The 16,659-nt window shown below is 57.5% G+C and carries 13 protein-coding genes, 1 tRNA gene and 1 pseudogene; 4 read left to right on the top strand and 11 right to left on the bottom strand.

Annotated features, from left to right (window positions below; translation table 11 throughout):
• Nucleotides 1–8: 8 nt before the first annotated feature.
• From EIEH_RS07425 to EIEH_RS07390, 9 genes and pseudogenes are all read right to left on the bottom strand, one after another.
• Nucleotides 9–1,319, bottom strand: coding sequence for a restriction endonuclease subunit S (locus tag EIEH_RS07425; protein WP_107775303.1), 1,311 nt, complete (start codon nt 1,317–1,319; stop codon nt 9–11).
• 5 nt (nt 1,320–1,324) lie between these two features.
• Complete coding sequence (locus EIEH_RS07420; protein ID WP_015872654.1) at nt 1,325–3,763, bottom strand: type I restriction-modification system subunit M; 2,439 nt, start codon at nt 3,761–3,763, stop codon at nt 1,325–1,327.
• Between the two features lie 38 nt (nt 3,764–3,801).
• On the bottom strand, nt 3,802–4,041 hold the full coding sequence (locus EIEH_RS07415) for an HTH-like domain-containing protein (RefSeq protein WP_015872655.1): 240 nt from the start codon (nt 4,039–4,041) through the stop codon (nt 3,802–3,804).
• Nucleotides 4,042–4,121: 80 nt separating this feature from the next.
• Nucleotides 4,122–4,873 (bottom strand): IS5 family transposase gene (locus EIEH_RS18450; RefSeq protein WP_107775220.1). Its coding sequence is split into 2 segments (ribosomal slippage): nt 4,122–4,597 and nt 4,597–4,873, totalling 753 coding nucleotides; the frame shifts between segments, so codons are not numbered across the junction.
• A 110-nt stretch (nt 4,874–4,983) separates the two neighbouring features.
• Nucleotides 4,984–5,307, bottom strand: coding sequence for a helix-turn-helix domain-containing protein (locus EIEH_RS07410; RefSeq protein ID WP_015872657.1), 324 nt, complete (start codon nt 5,305–5,307; stop codon nt 4,984–4,986).
• Nucleotides 5,291–5,650, bottom strand: a complete 360-nt coding sequence (locus EIEH_RS07405) for a type II toxin-antitoxin system RelE/ParE family toxin (protein ID WP_015872658.1) — start codon at nt 5,648–5,650, stop codon at nt 5,291–5,293. Before EIEH_RS07405 ends, EIEH_RS07410 begins: the two co-directional genes overlap by 17 nt.
• 99 nt (nt 5,651–5,749) lie before the next feature.
• Nucleotides 5,750–6,022, bottom strand: a pseudogene (locus EIEH_RS07400) (Arm DNA-binding domain-containing protein); the annotation flags it as partial.
• Nucleotides 6,023–6,185: 163 nt separating this feature from the next.
• A tRNA-Leu gene (locus EIEH_RS07395) sits at nt 6,186–6,270 on the bottom strand.
• A gap of 237 nt (nt 6,271–6,507) precedes the next feature.
• Nucleotides 6,508–7,428 carry a L,D-transpeptidase family protein gene (locus EIEH_RS07390; RefSeq protein ID WP_035609149.1) on the bottom strand — a complete coding sequence of 307 codons (921 nt, stop codon included), beginning with the start codon at nt 7,426–7,428 and terminating at the stop codon, nt 6,508–6,510.
• Nucleotides 7,429–7,754: 326 nt separating this feature from the next.
• Here EIEH_RS07390 and ampH point away from each other — a divergent pair, with 326 nt between their 5' ends.
• Nucleotides 7,755–8,906 carry a D-alanyl-D-alanine-carboxypeptidase/endopeptidase AmpH gene (gene ampH / locus EIEH_RS07385; protein ID WP_015872661.1) on the top strand — a complete coding sequence of 384 codons (1,152 nt, stop codon included), beginning with the start codon at nt 7,755–7,757 and terminating at the stop codon, nt 8,904–8,906.
• 112 nt (nt 8,907–9,018) lie between these two features.
• On the opposite strand, the gene lptG is transcribed toward ampH, so the two are convergent.
• Nucleotides 9,019–10,089 (bottom strand): LPS export ABC transporter permease LptG, encoded by a 1,071-nt coding sequence (gene lptG, locus EIEH_RS07380; RefSeq protein WP_015872662.1) that lies wholly within the window; start codon nt 10,087–10,089, stop codon nt 9,019–9,021.
• Nucleotides 10,089–11,189 (bottom strand): LPS export ABC transporter permease LptF, encoded by a 1,101-nt coding sequence (lptF, locus tag EIEH_RS07375; RefSeq protein WP_015872663.1) that lies wholly within the window; start codon nt 11,187–11,189, stop codon nt 10,089–10,091. The genes lptG and lptF overlap by 1 nt, the downstream gene beginning before the upstream one ends.
• Before the next feature lie 448 nt (nt 11,190–11,637).
• Here lptF and pepA point away from each other — a divergent pair, with 448 nt between their 5' ends.
• From pepA to EIEH_RS07360, 3 genes are all read left to right on the top strand, one after another.
• Nucleotides 11,638–13,149 (top strand): leucyl aminopeptidase, encoded by a 1,512-nt coding sequence (gene pepA / locus EIEH_RS07370; protein ID WP_015872664.1) that lies wholly within the window; start codon nt 11,638–11,640, stop codon nt 13,147–13,149.
• A gap of 153 nt (nt 13,150–13,302) precedes the next feature.
• Complete coding sequence (locus EIEH_RS07365; RefSeq protein ID WP_015872665.1) at nt 13,303–13,752, top strand: DNA polymerase III subunit chi; 450 nt, start codon at nt 13,303–13,305, stop codon at nt 13,750–13,752.
• 24 nt (nt 13,753–13,776) lie between these two features.
• Nucleotides 13,777–16,632 carry a valine--tRNA ligase gene (locus EIEH_RS07360; protein WP_015872666.1) on the top strand — a complete coding sequence of 952 codons (2,856 nt, stop codon included), beginning with the start codon at nt 13,777–13,779 and terminating at the stop codon, nt 16,630–16,632.
• Nucleotides 16,633–16,659 lie beyond the last annotated feature (27 nt).

Here is a 16,659-nt window from a genome sequence, read left to right as displayed (position 1 = left end):
GTTCCCTTCTATATTAAGCGGGTTTTCCCGGTTAACAGCTCCTGCATCATCCCCTGTTTAAGCTGGCGGGTTTTGTCCAGACGCTGGTGCAAGGTCTGAATCTCCTTGTCCATATCGGAGAGGATGGTGGCGATGGCGATTTGTTCTTCAATGGATGGTGTTGCCACTTGAAGTTCTTTGATTATTTTCCAGTCAGCGCGTGGCATATGAGTACCATAAGCTTCGGATGCTGTTTGAACAAAGCGGTCAGTTTTAACCGTCTGAAAAATGAACTCTGGTATTGCTTTATGAAGCTCAGTTTTTAATACCCATATTTCAGTAGAGCAAACGCCGCTTTGTGTGGCCTTCCAGTATTTTTTCAGATAGGAGCGTAATTTTCCAAAAAGAATATCATTTGGCGAAAAAACATTCTTTATTGATGATGTGCCTGATGTTTCAGTGAAACCATTTAACTGACCATACTCTGAAATAATGTGCTCAAGCTCAATACATAAACATTCAATATCTTTTGTTCTTGGGTTAATTCTTTCATTTCTCAGTGTTGCCAGCGTTGAGAAATTTTCAATAGACCAATCTTCTGGTATTTCCCCTAGTTCACTCTTTTTATACCCCTTAACCGTCCCATCTTCTCGCAATGCAAACTGCGGCAAACGGGTTTTCCCCGTCAGCAGTTGTTGCATAGTGGCTGTTTTGATAGCTTGTTTTTTATTGACTATTTTTTTCAGGTCAATAATTAAACCGTCGATGCTTGCCAATTTATCGGAAATCTCGATATATTCATCTTTATTACGAGGCACTGCTATTTTGAAATTTGATAAATCTTTGTTTGTTATTTGATTTATCGTCGCACCCAGGGTTTCTGCAATTTGCCTTTGAACTAAATTAGATTGGAGTTGATAAAAAACATAAGGAGCCAAAGGGCTACGATATAAAGACATAAATGCACCAAAGGCTGAACCAGCTGTTCGAGCGTCAATCAAAGCGCATTTCCCAATTAGTTGCCTGCTACCGTTTCGGACGCAAATTAAAATATCTCCAGATTTTGTAATAACCCGATTAGGAAGTTGCATTTGAACATAAACATTATCCTCAAACGCTAGTTGACCATCTTGAATATTGGATGACCTTAATACTAAGGTTCCAAAGTCTTTTACATCATTAGGGGAGTATGTCAGCCCAATAAATGTTTCACCGACTGACATTAACGGTACGCACTCCCAATCCTCAGGAATAACCCCCACCTCAGTCAACTTAAACCCCGCAGGCACGCCTTTTCTCGCCGCGCCCGACCGCTGTTTATCCACCACCAAATCCACCATAGCCATCACCACACCAGCCCCATCGCCCGCAAATGCCCGGCCACCTTCTTGCTTAACGCTTCAACGGACGCCTCCAGCGCCGGTAACGGCTCGGCATAACGCTCTTCCAGCTCCTTTACGCGCTCCGCCAGTTGCTGGGTGATGCGCTCAATCTCCGCCTTAATCCCGGCCTGCAACGTCGCCAGCCATTTGTCCTGCACCACCAGCGCCTTGATCGCCGGTTCGTCCAGCGTGGGATACTGTTTAAACACCGCGCGATCCAGCGCATCCTGTGCGACTTTCAGCGCTTTTTTCGCATTGGCCTCTGCTTTAATCAGCGCCAGGCAGCGGGTCAGCGCCGCCAGCTCATCCGGATCGGCGGTGGTTTTCTTCAATTTTGTCAGGCGGGCATTGACCAGCTTTTGCGTCACCTTATCCTTGTCGTTCTTCGCCTCGGCCAGCAGATCCTCTTCCCCGGTCTGCTCTTCGATAAACTCGGCTAACTGACGGCTGGCTTCTTCACTGCGCTCCTGTGCGCGGTTCAGCGCCTCCAGCTGTTGCGGGAAACAGCGAATCTCCACCAAAGAACGGGGCAGCACGTCGGCCTTGTAGCGCCGCTTGTCAAACTCAAAATCATGCGCCTCTTTCCAGACGTTTTTGCCATCCTTACCTTTCACCGGCTGGAGTTCGCGAATGTGCGCGGCGGCTTGCCAGCCGTCCTGCATGATCACGTAGACATCGTCCTGCATGGTGTCGGCCCAGTAGTCCATCAGGATCTGGTACACGCTGTATTTATTCAGCAGCTCGCTGTTGGCATACTGCGCCAGCAGCATCTCGCTGATATCGTGGATCAGCGCCTTGGGTTTATCGCCCTTACCGATCTCATTCAGTGCCGCCTCTTTCACCCACGCCTTAAACGGCAGCAGGCTGCGGGTGGAAAAATCCTTAAATTCCTGATGCGCCAGAATGGTCGGTTTAACCTGTTGGGCTTCGACCTGCGCCCGACAGTAGCCGGGGCGATCGTCGGTAAACAGCACGTCGCGCAGGGCAGGAAATACCCGCCAGTAATCCTGCAGGGCATCCACATCGCGCGCCGGAATACCGCCCTGTAAATGGGCGCTCAGATCGTGCAAATCTTCCGGCTCGCCGCCGTCGATATAGCGGGGGATATTCAGGTTGTAATCATTCCCGGCGATGTCACTTAATGGCACCATCCGGCTGTAGCCGGGCAGCGTTCGCTGATGGTTAAACACATCCACGATGCGGTGAATATCCCGGCTACGCAGGCGGTTCTTGTTGCCATCTTTGATAAAGCCCCGGCTGGCATCGATCATAAAAATGCCTTTGCGGCTGTGGGCGTGCTCTTTATCAATCACGATAATGCACGCCGGGATGCCGGTACCGTAAAACAGGTTAGCCGGTAGGCCGATAATGCCTTTGATATAGCCTTGCTTGATCAGGTTTTCGCGGATATTCGCTTCGGCGTTACCGCGGAACAGCACGCCGTGTGGCAGGATCACCGCCCCTTTGCCGGTGCTTTTCAGGCTCTTGATGATGTGCAGCAGAAAGGCATAATCGCCGTTCTTCTCCGGTGGAACGCCCCAGACGAAGCGCTCAAACGGATCTCTCTTCAGATCCAGCCCGCTGGTCCAGTTTTTATTGGAAAACGGCGGGTTCGCCACGGCGAAGTCGAAGGTTTTCAGTTTGCCGTTGGCCACTTTCCACTGTGGATCGCTCAGGGTATTGCCCTGCCAGATTTTAGCGGTGGCGTTGTTATGCAGGATCATGTTCATCCGCGCCAGCGCGCTGGTAGCGTTGTCCATCTCCTGCCCGAATATCGACAGCCCGCGTCGGGTTTCATCGCTGACTTTAAGCAACAACGAACCGGAGCCACAGGTGGGGTCGTAGACCGTGGCATCCTGTGGCGTATCGGGCGTAATGCCGATCACCTTCGCCAGAATACGCGAGACCTCCGCAGGCGTGTAGAACTGCCCCTTGCTTTTACCGGATTCGGTGGCAAAGTGACGCATCAGGTACTCATAGGCATCGCCCAGCAGATCGTCGCCATCGGCCCGGTTGCCGGACAGATCCAGCCCCTCGAAGATACCAACCAGCTTGGTCAGGCGATCCATCATCTCCTTACCTTTGCCGAGCTTGTCCTCATCGTTAAAGTCGGCCTCGTCGATAACGCCTTTCAAATCGTTCTCTTCCGCCAGCCTGCGGATGATTTTGTTAATTTTATCGCCGATTTCTTTATCGTTCTTCAGCGCGACCATATCGTCAAAGCTGGCCCCTTTCGGGATCACGATCATCCCGTAGGGATCGCCCTTATATTTGTCGGACACATACTTCATAAACAGCAGGGTCAGTACATAGTCCTTGTACTGGCTGGCATCCATCCCACCGCGCAGTTCGTCGCAGCTTGCCCATAAAGAGGAATAGAGTTCGGTTTTTTTGATAGCCATTAAATATCTCGTTTCGCGCGATTCTGTGCTGTAAACGATTACAGCAGATCGGTGTTCAGTCCGGCGGCTTTCAGCCGACGGGTTAAGTTACGCATTTTGCTGAATTCAGTGCCGAGGCTCTGGCTCAGGCCAGTGCCTTCGCAAAAGGCTTTCGCCGTAATGTGTTCCAGTTCGTCGGCATATTTGATCATTTGCAGATGCAGCTCGACGGTGTACCGGTTACGCGGCGCACTGGCCAGCGCCTGCTGAATACGGTGATAAATCTCGTTTTCGTTCATAAAGACAGGCACCCGTGGACATGCTAGATAATTTAGCTAAATTAGCTAAAATTGACGTTGAGTTCAATGATTAAGAGCCGCTAACAAAACCGTTCAACAAAGCGCAAGCAGATAACAGTACAAGCCAGCGTCAGCAATGCAAGATGGGTATCCAGCCGCCGTTCGAAACGAATACCCAGCTTGCCAAAACCCGCTAACCAGCCATGAGTTCGCTCTACAACCCAGCGATAACGACCCAAGCGGTCATGGCTATCCATGCCTCGCCGGGCAATACGGGCCTTGATTCCCCGTCGCCTCAGATAATCCCGGCAACGGCGAAAATCATACCCCTTGTCTGCGTGTCGCTTGTCAGGCCGATATCGTGGTCGCCCTCTCTTGCCTGCTAACGCCGGGAGGGCATCCAACAATGGCTCAAACATTATCGGGTCATGGCGACTGGCTCCAGAGACAAGCACGGCGAGTGGTATGCCCTGACGTTGCACCACGATGTGTCGTTTACTGCCCAGCTTTCCTCTGTCTGTCGGGTTACGTCCTGTTTCCTGGCCCCCCGGGGGCAGGCTACGCTCGCGCCATCGAGGCGTGCTCTGCTCCAGTCGATGTGACCCGCTTGGTGTAGCCGGGTCAGCAGAGCCACGTGAAGTCGCAGCCAGATGCCTTGAGCTTGCCAGTCGCGTAGGCGACGCCAGCACGTCATTGCGCTGCCAAAACCCAGCGGCTGGGGCAACTCCTCCCAGGGTATCCCAGTCGTAAGGACAAACAGAATACCGTTGAGAACGGCATCGTCATCAAGGCGTGGGCGGCCACCCCGTGACGAAGGCGGTTGGGGCGGCAGAAGTGGCTGTCAGGATTTCCAGAGCTGCTTACTGATGATTTTTCGTGTCATGCCTGCTATGTGGGGATTGACGTTATTCGCATCAACTCGGTTTTGTTAGCAGTTCGAAATCAAACCAACACCTTCAACCCATGCTTCCGCACCACAGTAAGCAATTTCAGCGCCAAGCCACTAGGGCGCTTTACGCCACTTTCCCATTTCTGCACCGTTGACACACTGGTATTCAGGTAGCTGGCAAAAACGGGTTGGCTGACGTTCAGCTTCTCGCGCAATGCTTTAATTTCAATAGGTTGTAGATCGTCCACGTTATTAAGGCACGCTTTATCAAAGTTGCGCATCGTTTCCTGTGGGATGGCATCGACGCTGAATAATCCAGAAGCCGCGCTATGGATGGCCTCAAATGCAGGACTTTTGAATTTACTTTTTGCAGTCATGGCAAATCTCCACCAGTTCTTTACTCTTAATCAGTGCCGTAATCTTTTCATCAGCAAGGGCAGCGTAGTGCTTTGCTAACTCGCGGAATCCGACCAGTTCGCGATTATCAATGTTTGCCATATCCTGTTTGGCATAAAGGAACGTGTAAAACCAATGCTCCCCACCTTTCGCCAGAATTATGGCCCGATCGCGATTCTGGTTCAGCCGCTTCTTGTAAACTCCCCCACCGAGGTCGTCAGCCTTACCTTGCATCGCCGCCTCAATAGCCTGGCATAACTCACTATCTTTGATGGCGTGCGATTTAGCCGCCTTGCTGAACCATTTAGTTTTGAATACGCGCATCAGGCTGACATCCTGTTACCTTAACTATAGCACCCAGTGCTAGGTTACTCCTTTTCCTCACTGAGGCAAAGTGGAGTGACACAGAATTTCTAACACTCCCTGGGCTTCTTTCTGTTCAGCTTTTGGGTCAATCCCCTGCACTAACAGCTTTTTAGCTTCGTTGTGCTTTGCTCTTGCCTGAGCAAGAGTCACTGTAGGCCAGACACCAAATGCCAGGCGATCCTCTTTTTTGTCGGAAGGGTGTCGGTATTTCATGCGCCAGTATTTAGAACCCTTAGCCGAAACCTCGAGATACAAACCGCCGCCATCGGCCATTTTGTAAGTTTTCTCTTTTGGCTTTGCGGTCTCGACCTGCCTGGCGTTGAGCTTCATTGGGGGGCACATTTCTAATCGAAGTTAAGATGCTCCCAATTATGCCCCCAATGACATCCGGATTTCAACGGACGACCTCGGACGACCCAAGACGTAAAAATCGCTGAGTGCATTGATTTTAAAGGGTTTGGTGGACTTTCTCGGATGGTCTTGGAAGGACTAATGGTGCCGAAGGCCGGACTCGAACCGGCACGTATTTCTACGGTTGATTTTGAATCAACTGCGTCTACCGATTTCGCCACTTCGGCACTGAAGGGGATGCGGAAACCCGTGCATTATACCCGCTGGCGATCGCCATGCAACAGATATCCACCCCCGCGGTTTTCAACTGTTGAAAAAACCGGCGCGATGGGCCGGTACGCCGGTTTTTCAGAATGTCAGCAAGGCCTTGGCACCAGGCCGAGACAGCCCTGGTCCAGGAACCGGGCAGTGACAAAAAAGGCGGGGCACTGCCCCGCCTGTGGTACTCCGCCAGCCATTGGCACTCAGTTGATCTCCACCGGCATGCCGGAGCGGGCCTTCAGGGCTTCGTCTACCGCGTGGGTGCTGACGCTCGGGTCGGCGATGATCTTGGTCACCGCGGCGTTGAGCTGGATCGGGACCGGCGCGCGGGACTGCCACTCCGCCTCGGTGGTGGAGAGCGGGTTATGCACCTCGATATAGCGGGAGCCGTCCGGTTCGACGGTGGCTTTTACCGGTTCGTCGATAAACTGTACGCGGGTACCTATCGGGACATTCTTAAACAGCCACTTGATGTCTGGGTCACGCAGCCGCACGCAGCCGTGGCTGACGCGCAGACCGATACCGAAGTTGGCGTTGGTGCCGTGCACCGCATACAGGCGGCCGACGTACAGGGCGTACAGCCCCATCGGATTGTCCGGACCGGCGGGGAAGACGGCAGGCAGGTACTGGCCGTTGGCGGCGTACTCTTCGTGCATTTTTTTGGTCGGGGTCCAGGTCGGGCCGGCTTTCTTGCGCTGGACGGAGGTCACCCAGTTCATCGGGGTGTCGCGGCCCAGCTGGCCGATGCCGATCGGCAGTACGATCACCGTCTTACTGCCTTTCGGGTAGTAGTACAGGCGCATTTCGGCGCTGTTGATCACGATCCCCTCGTGGGGGGTATTCGGCAGGATCAACTGCTGTGGGATAGTCAGGCTACGACCTGCGCGCGGCAGATAGGGGTCAACACCGTGATTGGCTTCCAGCATGTTGCTCAGCCCCATTTGGTACTGGGCAGCAAAATGCTCAAGCGGGTACTTACTGTCTTCCGGGACTTTGATATGCAGATTCTCGCCAACCACTCGGCTGTTGTTCGCCGGCAGAGGGTATACCACGGCAAACGCAGACTGCACGCAGGCAGTTGCGGCCAGAAGTACCGTGAGAAGCGCACGGATACTCATTTTCATGTCTCTATTCCTGTTGGGTGCTAACGCCACGCAGGCGGTTGTTCGGTTACAGCCACAAATGACCGCTGCGCATTATATGTTCACAGAGGAAAAAGAGGAAAAAATAACTGCGCTGCGACAGAAAATTTCCCCGTAACCACCCCGTTCTGCGTCTCTCTTTACGGCGTAGCAAGATTACCCTTGCACGCACGCTGCGTCACATCCATTTTTACCCGCGGCAGCACTCTGGCGGTATTTTTTACAAAATTCCCGGCGAAAAGCGCTGCCGTACAGCTTTGACTGGCATTACTATAGCTATCCTCTTAATTCCTTGGCGTTTAAATGACATGGATACTCCTTTTCGCTCGTTGTTTCCGCTGGCCGCGCTGGCCATCGGCTGTATGCTGAGCAGCATTTCCGCCCAAGCCGCCGTACCGGATGCCCAGATCCGCGCGACCGTTGATCGTTACGCCGAGCATATCTTTTATAACAGCGGCGCCACCGGCATGGCGCTGGTCGCCATCGACGGCAGGGAGCAGCTGTTCCGCAGCTACGGTGAGACCAAGCCGGGTAACCATCAGCGCCCGCGCCCCGACTCACTGATCCGTATCGCCTCGCTGACCAAGCTGATGACCAGTGAAGTCCTGGTCAAACTGGATGCAGAGGGTAAGGTCAAGCTGACCGATCCCCTGTCACGCTATGCTCCGTCAGGTAAGCGGGTGCCCACCAACGCCTCCGGCAGACCGATCCGCCTGATGCATCTGGCCTCCCATACCAGCGGCCTGCCGCGCGAGCAGCCGGGCGGTGCCGCCAATCGGACAGTGTTCACCTGGCCGACCTATAGCCAGCGCTGGCAGTGGCTGCAGAGCGCACGCCTGAGCGTAGCCCCGGGCAGCAGCGCCGCCTATTCTAATCTGGCCTACGATCTGCTGGCCGACGCGCTGGCCCACGCCACCAGGCAGAGCTACCCGGCACTGTTCCAGCGCCTGATCGCCCGCCCGCTGGGAATGAGCAGCACCACCTATACCCCGACGGCGACACAGTGCGCACGCCTGATGATCCCGGCGCGCAGCGCCAGCCCGTGTGTCTCCTCACTGGCGGCCATCGGCAGCGGCGGCGTCTACTCCACGCCGGACGACATGCGCCGCTGGATGCAGCAGTTTCTGGCCGGTGGTCAGCAGCCGCGCAGCCCCTATGCCGCACGCCTGCTGAAGATGTACTATCCGCGCGCCAAGCTGAATCAGGTGAAAGGCATGGATGTGCCGGGCAAGGCCTCCGCCCTGGGGCTGGGGTGGGTGGCGATGGCGCCACAGGACGGGCACCCGGCCATCATTCAGAAGACCGGCGGCGCCGGTGGCTTTATTACCTATATGGCGCTGATCCCGGAGAAAAACATCGGAGTCTTCGTGGTGGTTACCCGCAGCGATCTGACCCGCTTTAATAACATGAGCGACGGGGTTAACGATCTGGTCAGCGCGCTGGCGGCGCAGAAGTCATAGGCGGAAGTGCGACTCTAAGTAAGCACACGCTTACACTGTATAACCTGAGAGGCGGCGCCGGAGAGGCAGCAAAAAGGGGCGCCGTAGCTCCCCTTTTCCCTGCACGGCGCGCCTAGCGGCGGCGCAGCAGCAGATAGACGCTGAGTCCCAGAAACAGCGCGCTGGGCAGCACCGCCCCGATCACCGGCGGCACGTTGTACACCAGGCTCATCGGGCCGAAGATCTGATCCAGCACGTAAAACACAAAGCCAAAGCAGATGCCGGTAAGCACCCTCACCCCCATCGGCACGCTGCGCAGCGGGCCAAAGATAAATGAGAGCGCCATCAGCATCATCACCGCCACGGAGAGTGGCGCGAAGACCTTAATCCACAGGTTGAGCTGGTAGCGGCTGGACTCCTGGCCGCTCTGCTTCAGGTATTTGACATAGTAGTACAGGCCGCTGATGGAGAGAGAGTCGGGGCTGACCGCCACCACCCCCAGCTTGTCCGGCGTCAGGTTGGTCTTCCACACCCCGCTCAGGGTTCGCGAGCCGGTGATCATCTTCGGGTCGCTCAGGTTAGACTCCTCCACCTGGGCCAGCTTCCACTGTTTACCGTCAAAGGTGGCAGACGCCGCATAACGCAGCGAGGTCAGCTTACGCTGGGCATCCAGTGTGTAAATGCTCACCCCGCCAAGGGTACGGTCGTTCACCACCTGGGAGATATAGACAAACTGGTTGCCATCTTTGGCCCACAGTCCACCCTGGGTCGACAGCAGCGAACCGCCGTACATCTGCTGGGCACGGTAGTTGCGCGCCGCCTGATCCCCCTGCGGTGCCACCCACTCGCCGATGGCCATGGTCAGCAGCACCAGCGGGATGGCGGTTTTCATCACCGCCGACGCCACCTGCATGCGGGTAAAACCGGCAGCCTGCATCACCACCAGCTCACTGCGCTGCGCCAGCATCCCCAGCCCGAGCAGGGCGCCGAGCAGCGCCGCCATCGGAAAGAAGATTTCGATATCCTTGGGGACACTCAGCAGGGTAAACAGGCCGGCGCCAGCCACGGAGTAGTCGCCCTGGCCCACCTTGCGCAGCTGATCGACAAACTTGATGATGCCCGACAGCGACACCAGCATGAACAGGGTCATCATGATGGTGTTGAAGATGGTGCGGCCAATATAACGATCGAGAACGCCAAACATCAGGCCACTCCTTTTCCGCTCAGGCGCGCGCGCAGGCGGCGTAGCGGGATGGTATCCCACAGGTTAAGCACGACGGCCAGCAGCAGGTAGAAACCGTTCACCGCCCACATCCAGATCATCGGGTCCAGCTTGTCCTTGCCGCCATTGGAGCGCAGGGAGCTCTGCAGCAGGAAGAAGATCAGGTACAGCAACATCGCCGGTAACATCGACAGCACCCGCCCCTGGCGCGGGTTAACCACGCTGAGCGGTACCACCATCAGCGCCATCACGATCACCGAGAACACCAGGGTCAGGCGCCAGTGGAACTCAGCGCGGAAGCTCGGCTCCTGCGAGTGCCACAGGGCCTCCATGCTGGCCTGATCGGCGTTATTGGGATCCAGCATCGCCGATTTATGGCCGATAATCGCCGAATAGTCGACAAAGTCGGTGATACGGAAGTCGCGCAGCATGGCGGTACCCTCATAGCGGGTGCCGCTGTCCAGCACCACCTTCTGCGCGCCATCCTTCATCTCCACCAGATGGCCGCTGTCGGCCACCACCACCGACGGACGCTGGGAGCCGCTGGGGCGCAGCTGGGCCAGGAAGACATTCTGGAATTTCTTGTCCTTCACATTGCCGACAAACAGCACGTAGTTGCCGTCCTGCGAGGACTGAAACTGCCCCTCCGCCAGCGATGCCAGTCCGGGATTGGCCCGGGCCTCAGCCATCACCTCATCCGAGTGCAGCGAGGACCACGGGCTCAGCCAGAAGGCGTTGACCAGCGCAAGCGCACCGGTAATAAAGGCCAGCACCATCGCCGCCTTCACCAGTACCGCCTTGCTCAGACCGCAGGCGTGCATCACCGTGATCTCGCTCTCCGTGTACAGCCTGCCCAACGTCATCAACAGCCCCAGAAACAGGCTGAGCGGAAGAATGAGCTGGGCCATCTCAGGTATTCCCAGCCCGAGCAGGGAAAAGACCAGGTTGGTCGGGATATCACCGTTCACCACCGCCCCTAAAATCCGCACCATCTTTTGGCAAAAAAAGATCAATAGCAGAATAAACAGGATAGCGACCTGGCTTTTAACGGTTTCCCGGACTAGATATCTAATGATGATCACGCTTATTACGCCTGTGAAAACTTGTATTTTTGCAGGAAAATAGATAATTTCTACGCTAACGCGCCATTTTCATGATGATTATGGCAGCGGTAACAATCAGGAACACGATATACAGCCTTTGCTGTCCGGGCGGCGTAAAAGCACACTGGGAACGTGACCAGATCCCAAAACGCCAACCGCTGATCAGGTAAACTGATTGTACTGTAAACCGATTGTACCGTAATCGTTAGTCACGAAAACGACAAATTTAGCCGCTGTCAGCGCAAAAAACCAGCAAAAGCCGCTGCGGTGGCCGGATAAGAGCAGTGTCAGCGCGATTTTACCGTTTGGCTAAAAAAACGTGTGGCAATAATTGTTTCTAGTCAGTTCAACGGCGAAGGGGCCGCAGCTCGTTCGAGCACAGTCTATCTGCCCCTCCAGCCGCTGTCTTTAAGATTCAGGAGAGTACATGGAGTTCAGTGTAAAGAGCGGTAGCCCGGAAAAACAACGTAGCGCCTGTATCGTGGTCGGCGTATTCGAACCGCGTCGCCTGTCACCGATTGCCGAACAACTCGACAAGATCAGCGACGGTTATATCAGCGCCCTGTTGCGCCGCGGCGAACTGGAAGGCAAAGTGGGGCAGACCCTGTTGCTGCACCATGTCCCCAACGTACTCTCAGAGCGCATCCTGTTGATCGGCTGTGGCAAAGAGCGTGAGCTGGACGAGCGCCAGTATAAGCAGGTGGTTCAGAAGACCATCAACACCCTCAATGATACCGGTTCGATGGAGGCGGTGTGCTTCCTGACCGAGCTACACGTCAAGGGCCGCAACACCTATTGGAAGGTGCGCCAGGCCGTCGAAACCGCCAAGGAGACGCTCTACACCTTTGATCAGCTGAAGAGCAACAAGGTGGAGGCACGCCGTCCGCTGCGCAAGATGGTGTTTAACGTACCGACCCGCCGCGAGTTGACCAGCGGTGAGCGCGCCATCCAGCACGGTCTGGCCATCGCCGCCGGGATCAAGGCCGCCAAAGATCTCGGCAACATGCCTCCCAATATCTGTAACGCGGGATACCTGGCCTCTCAGGCGCGTCAGCTGGCCGACAACTATGCCGGCGCCGTCACCACCCGGGTGATCGGCGAGCAGCAGATGAAAGAGCTGGGCATGAATGCCTATCTGGCCGTCGGTCAGGGCTCACAAAACGAATCGCTGATGTCGGTGATCGAATATAAGGGCAACCCGAACCCGGACGCCCGCCCCATCGTGCTGGTGGGCAAAGGGCTGACCTTTGACGCCGGCGGCATCTCCCTGAAGCCGGGCGAAGGCATGGACGAGATGAAGTACGACATGTGTGGCGCCGCTTCGGTCTATGGCGTGATGCGCATGGCGGCCGAGCTGCGGCTGCCCCTCAATATTGTCGGGGTGCTGGCAGGCTGTGAAAATATGCCCGGCGGGCGCGCCTACCGCCCGGGTGACATCCTCACCACCATGTCCGGCCAGACCGTCGAGGTGCTCAACACCGACGCCGAAGGGCGCCTGGTGCTGTGCGACGTGCTGACCTACGTCGAACGCTTCGAGCCGGAGCTGGTGGTGGATGTCGCCACCCTGACCGGCGCCTGCGTCATCGCCCTGGGCCACCACCTGACCGGCCTGATGGCCAACCATAACCCACTGGCCTCCGAGCTGCTGAACGCCGCAGAGCAGGCGGGCGATCGCGCCTGGCGCCTGCCGCTGGGCGAGGAGTTCCAGGAGCAGCTGGACTCCAACTTTGCCGACATGGCCAACATCGGTGGGCGCCCGGGCGGGGCGATCACCGCCGCCTGCTTCCTGGCCCGCTTTACCCGCAAGTACAACTGGGCGCACCTGGATATCGCCGGTACCGCCTGGCGCTCCGGCAAGGCCAAGGGCGCCACGGGCCGCCCGGTGGCGATGCTGTCGCAGTTCCTGCTCAACCGCGCTGGGCTGAACGGCGAGGAGTGATCCCGCCTCTCCCCTCCCGCACGGGAGGGGGGCATGAATATTCCCGTCATTGCTGTAGAATAGAGGGGATGGCCGTCCGCCGCGCGGGCGGCCGCGCCGTATCGCTGATCCCGGCAACAGGGCATTCACCTAGCAGGATAGATCCGACTCCCAATGAAACAGGCAACCTTTTATTTACTGGAGCAGCCCCAGGAGGCTGACACGCCGGACGATGTGGAAACGCTGGCCTGCGATCTGGCCTGCCAGCACTGGCGCGCCGGTAAACGGGTGCTGTTGGCCTGCGCCAGCCAGGAGCAGGCACTGCGCCTGGACGAGGCGCTATGGGCGCGCGACCCGCAGCAGTTCGTGCCGCACAGCCTGGCCGGTGAGGGGCCGCGCTTCGGCGCGCCGGTGGAGCTCTCCTGGCCGGGCAAGCGCGGCAGCGCGCCACGCGAGCTGTTAATCTGCCTGCTGCCGACGTTCGCGGATTTTGCCACCGCTTTCCATGAAGTGATAGACTTCGTGCCTTATGAAGACGTATTAAAGCAGTTGGCGCGCGAACGCTATAAAGCCTATCGCAGCGTCGGCTTTCACTTGACCACGGCGACGCCGCCAACTCACTGACCGATCAGACGAAACAGACGAAGAATGGAAAAAACATACAACCCGCAAGATATCGAACAGCCGCTGTATGCGCACTGGGAACAGCAGGGCTACTTTAAGCCGAACGGCGACACCGGCAAAGAAAGCTTCTGCATCATGATCCCGCCGCCGAACGTGACCGGCAGCCTGCACATGGGCCACGCATTCCAGCAAACTATCATGGACACCATGATCCGCTACCAGCGCATGCAGGGGAAAAACACCCTGTGGCAGGTGGGGACCGACCATGCCGGGATCGCCACCCAAATGGTGGTTGAGCGTAAGATTGCGGCCGAAGAGGGCAAGACCCGCCACGATTATGGCCGCGATGCCTTCATCGACAAGATCTGGCAGTGGAAGGCCGAATCCGGCGGCACCATTACCCGCCAGATGCGCCGTCTGGGCAACTCCGTCGACTGGGAGCGCGAGCGCTTTACCATGGACGACGGCCTGTCCAACGCGGTGAAGGAAGTCTTCGTCCGTCTGTATCAGGAAGATCTGATCTACCGCGGCAAGCGTCTGGTCAACTGGGATCCGAAGCTGCGCACCGCCATCTCCGATCTGGAGGTGGAGAACCGTGAAACCAAGGGCTCCATGTGGCATCTGCGCTACCAACTGGCCGACGGCGCCATGACCGCAGAGGGTCAGGATCACCTGGTGGTCGCCACCACCCGCCCGGAGACCCTGCTGGGCGACACCGGCGTGGCGGTCAACCCGGAGGATCCGCGCTACAAGGATCTGATCGGCAAGTTTGTCATCGTCCCGCTGGTCAACCGCCGCATTCCCATCGTCGGCGACGAACACGCCGACATGGAGAAAGGCACCGGCTGCGTGAAGATCACCCCGGCGCACGACTTCAACGACTATGAGGTCGGTCGTCGCCACCAGCTGCCGATGATCAACATCCTCACCTTCGACGCCGACATCCGTGAGCAGGCGCAGGTGCTGGACACCAACGGCGTCGAGTGCGATGCCTACAGCGGTGAGCTGCCGGCCGAATTCCGCGGCATGGAACGCTTTGCCGCCCGTAAGGCCATCGTCAAGGCCTGCGACGAAGCCGGTCTGCTGGTCGAGATCAAGCCGCACGATCTGACGGTGCCCTACGGCGACCGCGGTGGCGTGGTGATCGAGCCGATGCTGACCGACCAGTGGTACGTGCGCGCTGCCCCGCTGGCCAAGCCGGCCATTGAGGCGGTCGAAAACGGCGACATTCAGTTTGTGCCCAAGCAGTACGAAAACATGTACTTCTCCTGGATGCGCGACATTCAGGACTGGTGTATCTCCCGTCAGCTGTGGTGGGGCCACCGCATTCCGGCCTGGTACGACGCCGAAGGCCGCGTCTACGTGGGCCGCAGCGAAGAAGAGGTGCGCAGCGAGAACGGCCTGGACGCCGGGGTGACGCTGACCCAGGACAACGACGTGCTGGATACCTGGTTCTCCTCTGCCCTGTGGACCTTCTCCACCCTGGGCTGGCCGGAGAACACCGAGGCGCTGAGGACCTTCCACCCGACCAACGTGCTGACCAGCGGTTTCGACATCATCTTCTTCTGGATCGCCCGCATGATCATGATGACCATGCACTTCATCAAGGATGAAGACGGCAAGCCGCAGGTGCCGTTCAAGACCGTCTATATCACCGGCCTGATCCGCGACGACGAAGGGCAGAAGATGTCCAAATCCAAGGGCAACGTCATCGATCCGCTGGATATGATCGACGGTATCAGTCTGCCGGCGCTGCTGGAGAAACGCACCGGCAACATGATGCAGCCGCAGCTGGCCGAGAAGATCGCCAAGCGCACCGAGAAGCAGTTCCCGGACGGCATCGAGCCGCACGGTACCGACGCCCTGCGCTTCACCCTGTCCGCCCTGGCCTCCACCGGCCGTGATATCAACTGGGACATGAAGCGCCTGGAAGGCTACCGCAACTTCTGTAACAAGCTGTGGAACGCCAGCCGCTTTGTGCTGATGAACACCGAAGGCCACGACTGCGGCTTTAACGACGGCGAAAAGATCTACTCGCTGGCCGATCGCTGGATCCTGGCGGAGTTCAACCGCACGGTGAAGGCGATGCGTGAGGCGCTGGATAGCTACCGCTTCGATATCGCCGCCAATATCCTGTACGAGTTCACCTGGAACCAGTTCTGCGACTGGTACCTGGAGCTGGCCAAACCGGCGATCAACGGCGGCAGCGATGCCGAGCTGCGCGGCACCCGCCACACCCTGGTCACCGTGCTGGAAGGGCTGCTGCGCCTGGCGCATCCGATCATTCCATTCATCACCGAGACCATCTGGCAGCGGGTCAAGCCGCTGGCCGGTATCGACGCTGATACCATCATGCTGCAGCCCTACCCGCAGTATGACGCGGCGCTGGACGACGCGCAGGCGCTGTCCGATCTGGAGTGGATCAAGCAGGCCATCATCGCGGTGCGTAACATCCGCGCCGAAATGAACATCGCCCCGAGCAAGCCGCTGGATCTGCTGCTGCGCGACGCCAGCACCGACGCCCAGCGCCGCGTGGAGCAGAACCGCAGCTTTATCCAGTCGCTGGCGCGCCTGCAGGGCATCACCCTGCTGCCGGCCGGCGACAAAGGCCCGGTCTCCGTCACCAAGCTGGTGGAGGGTGCCGAGCTGCTGATCCCGATGGCCGGTCTGGTCGATAAAGCCGCCGAGCTGGATCGCCTGACCAAAGAGGTGGCCAGGATCGACGGCGAGATCGCCCGCATCGAAGCCAAGCTCTCCAACGAAGGCTTTGTGGCGCGTGCTCCGGAGGCGGTGGTCGCCAAGGAGCGCGAAAAGCTGAACGGCTACGCCGATGCCAAGGCCAGGCTGATCGAACAGCAGGCGGTGATCGCCGCGCTGTAATCGCCCCGGCGGGCGTACACTAAAAAA

Source organism: Edwardsiella ictaluri ATCC 33202 (genome assembly GCF_000264785.1).
GTDB classification, from domain to species: Bacteria; Pseudomonadota; Gammaproteobacteria; order Enterobacterales; family Enterobacteriaceae; genus Edwardsiella; species Edwardsiella ictaluri.
This window is presented reverse-complemented; position numbering and strand designations above follow the sequence as displayed.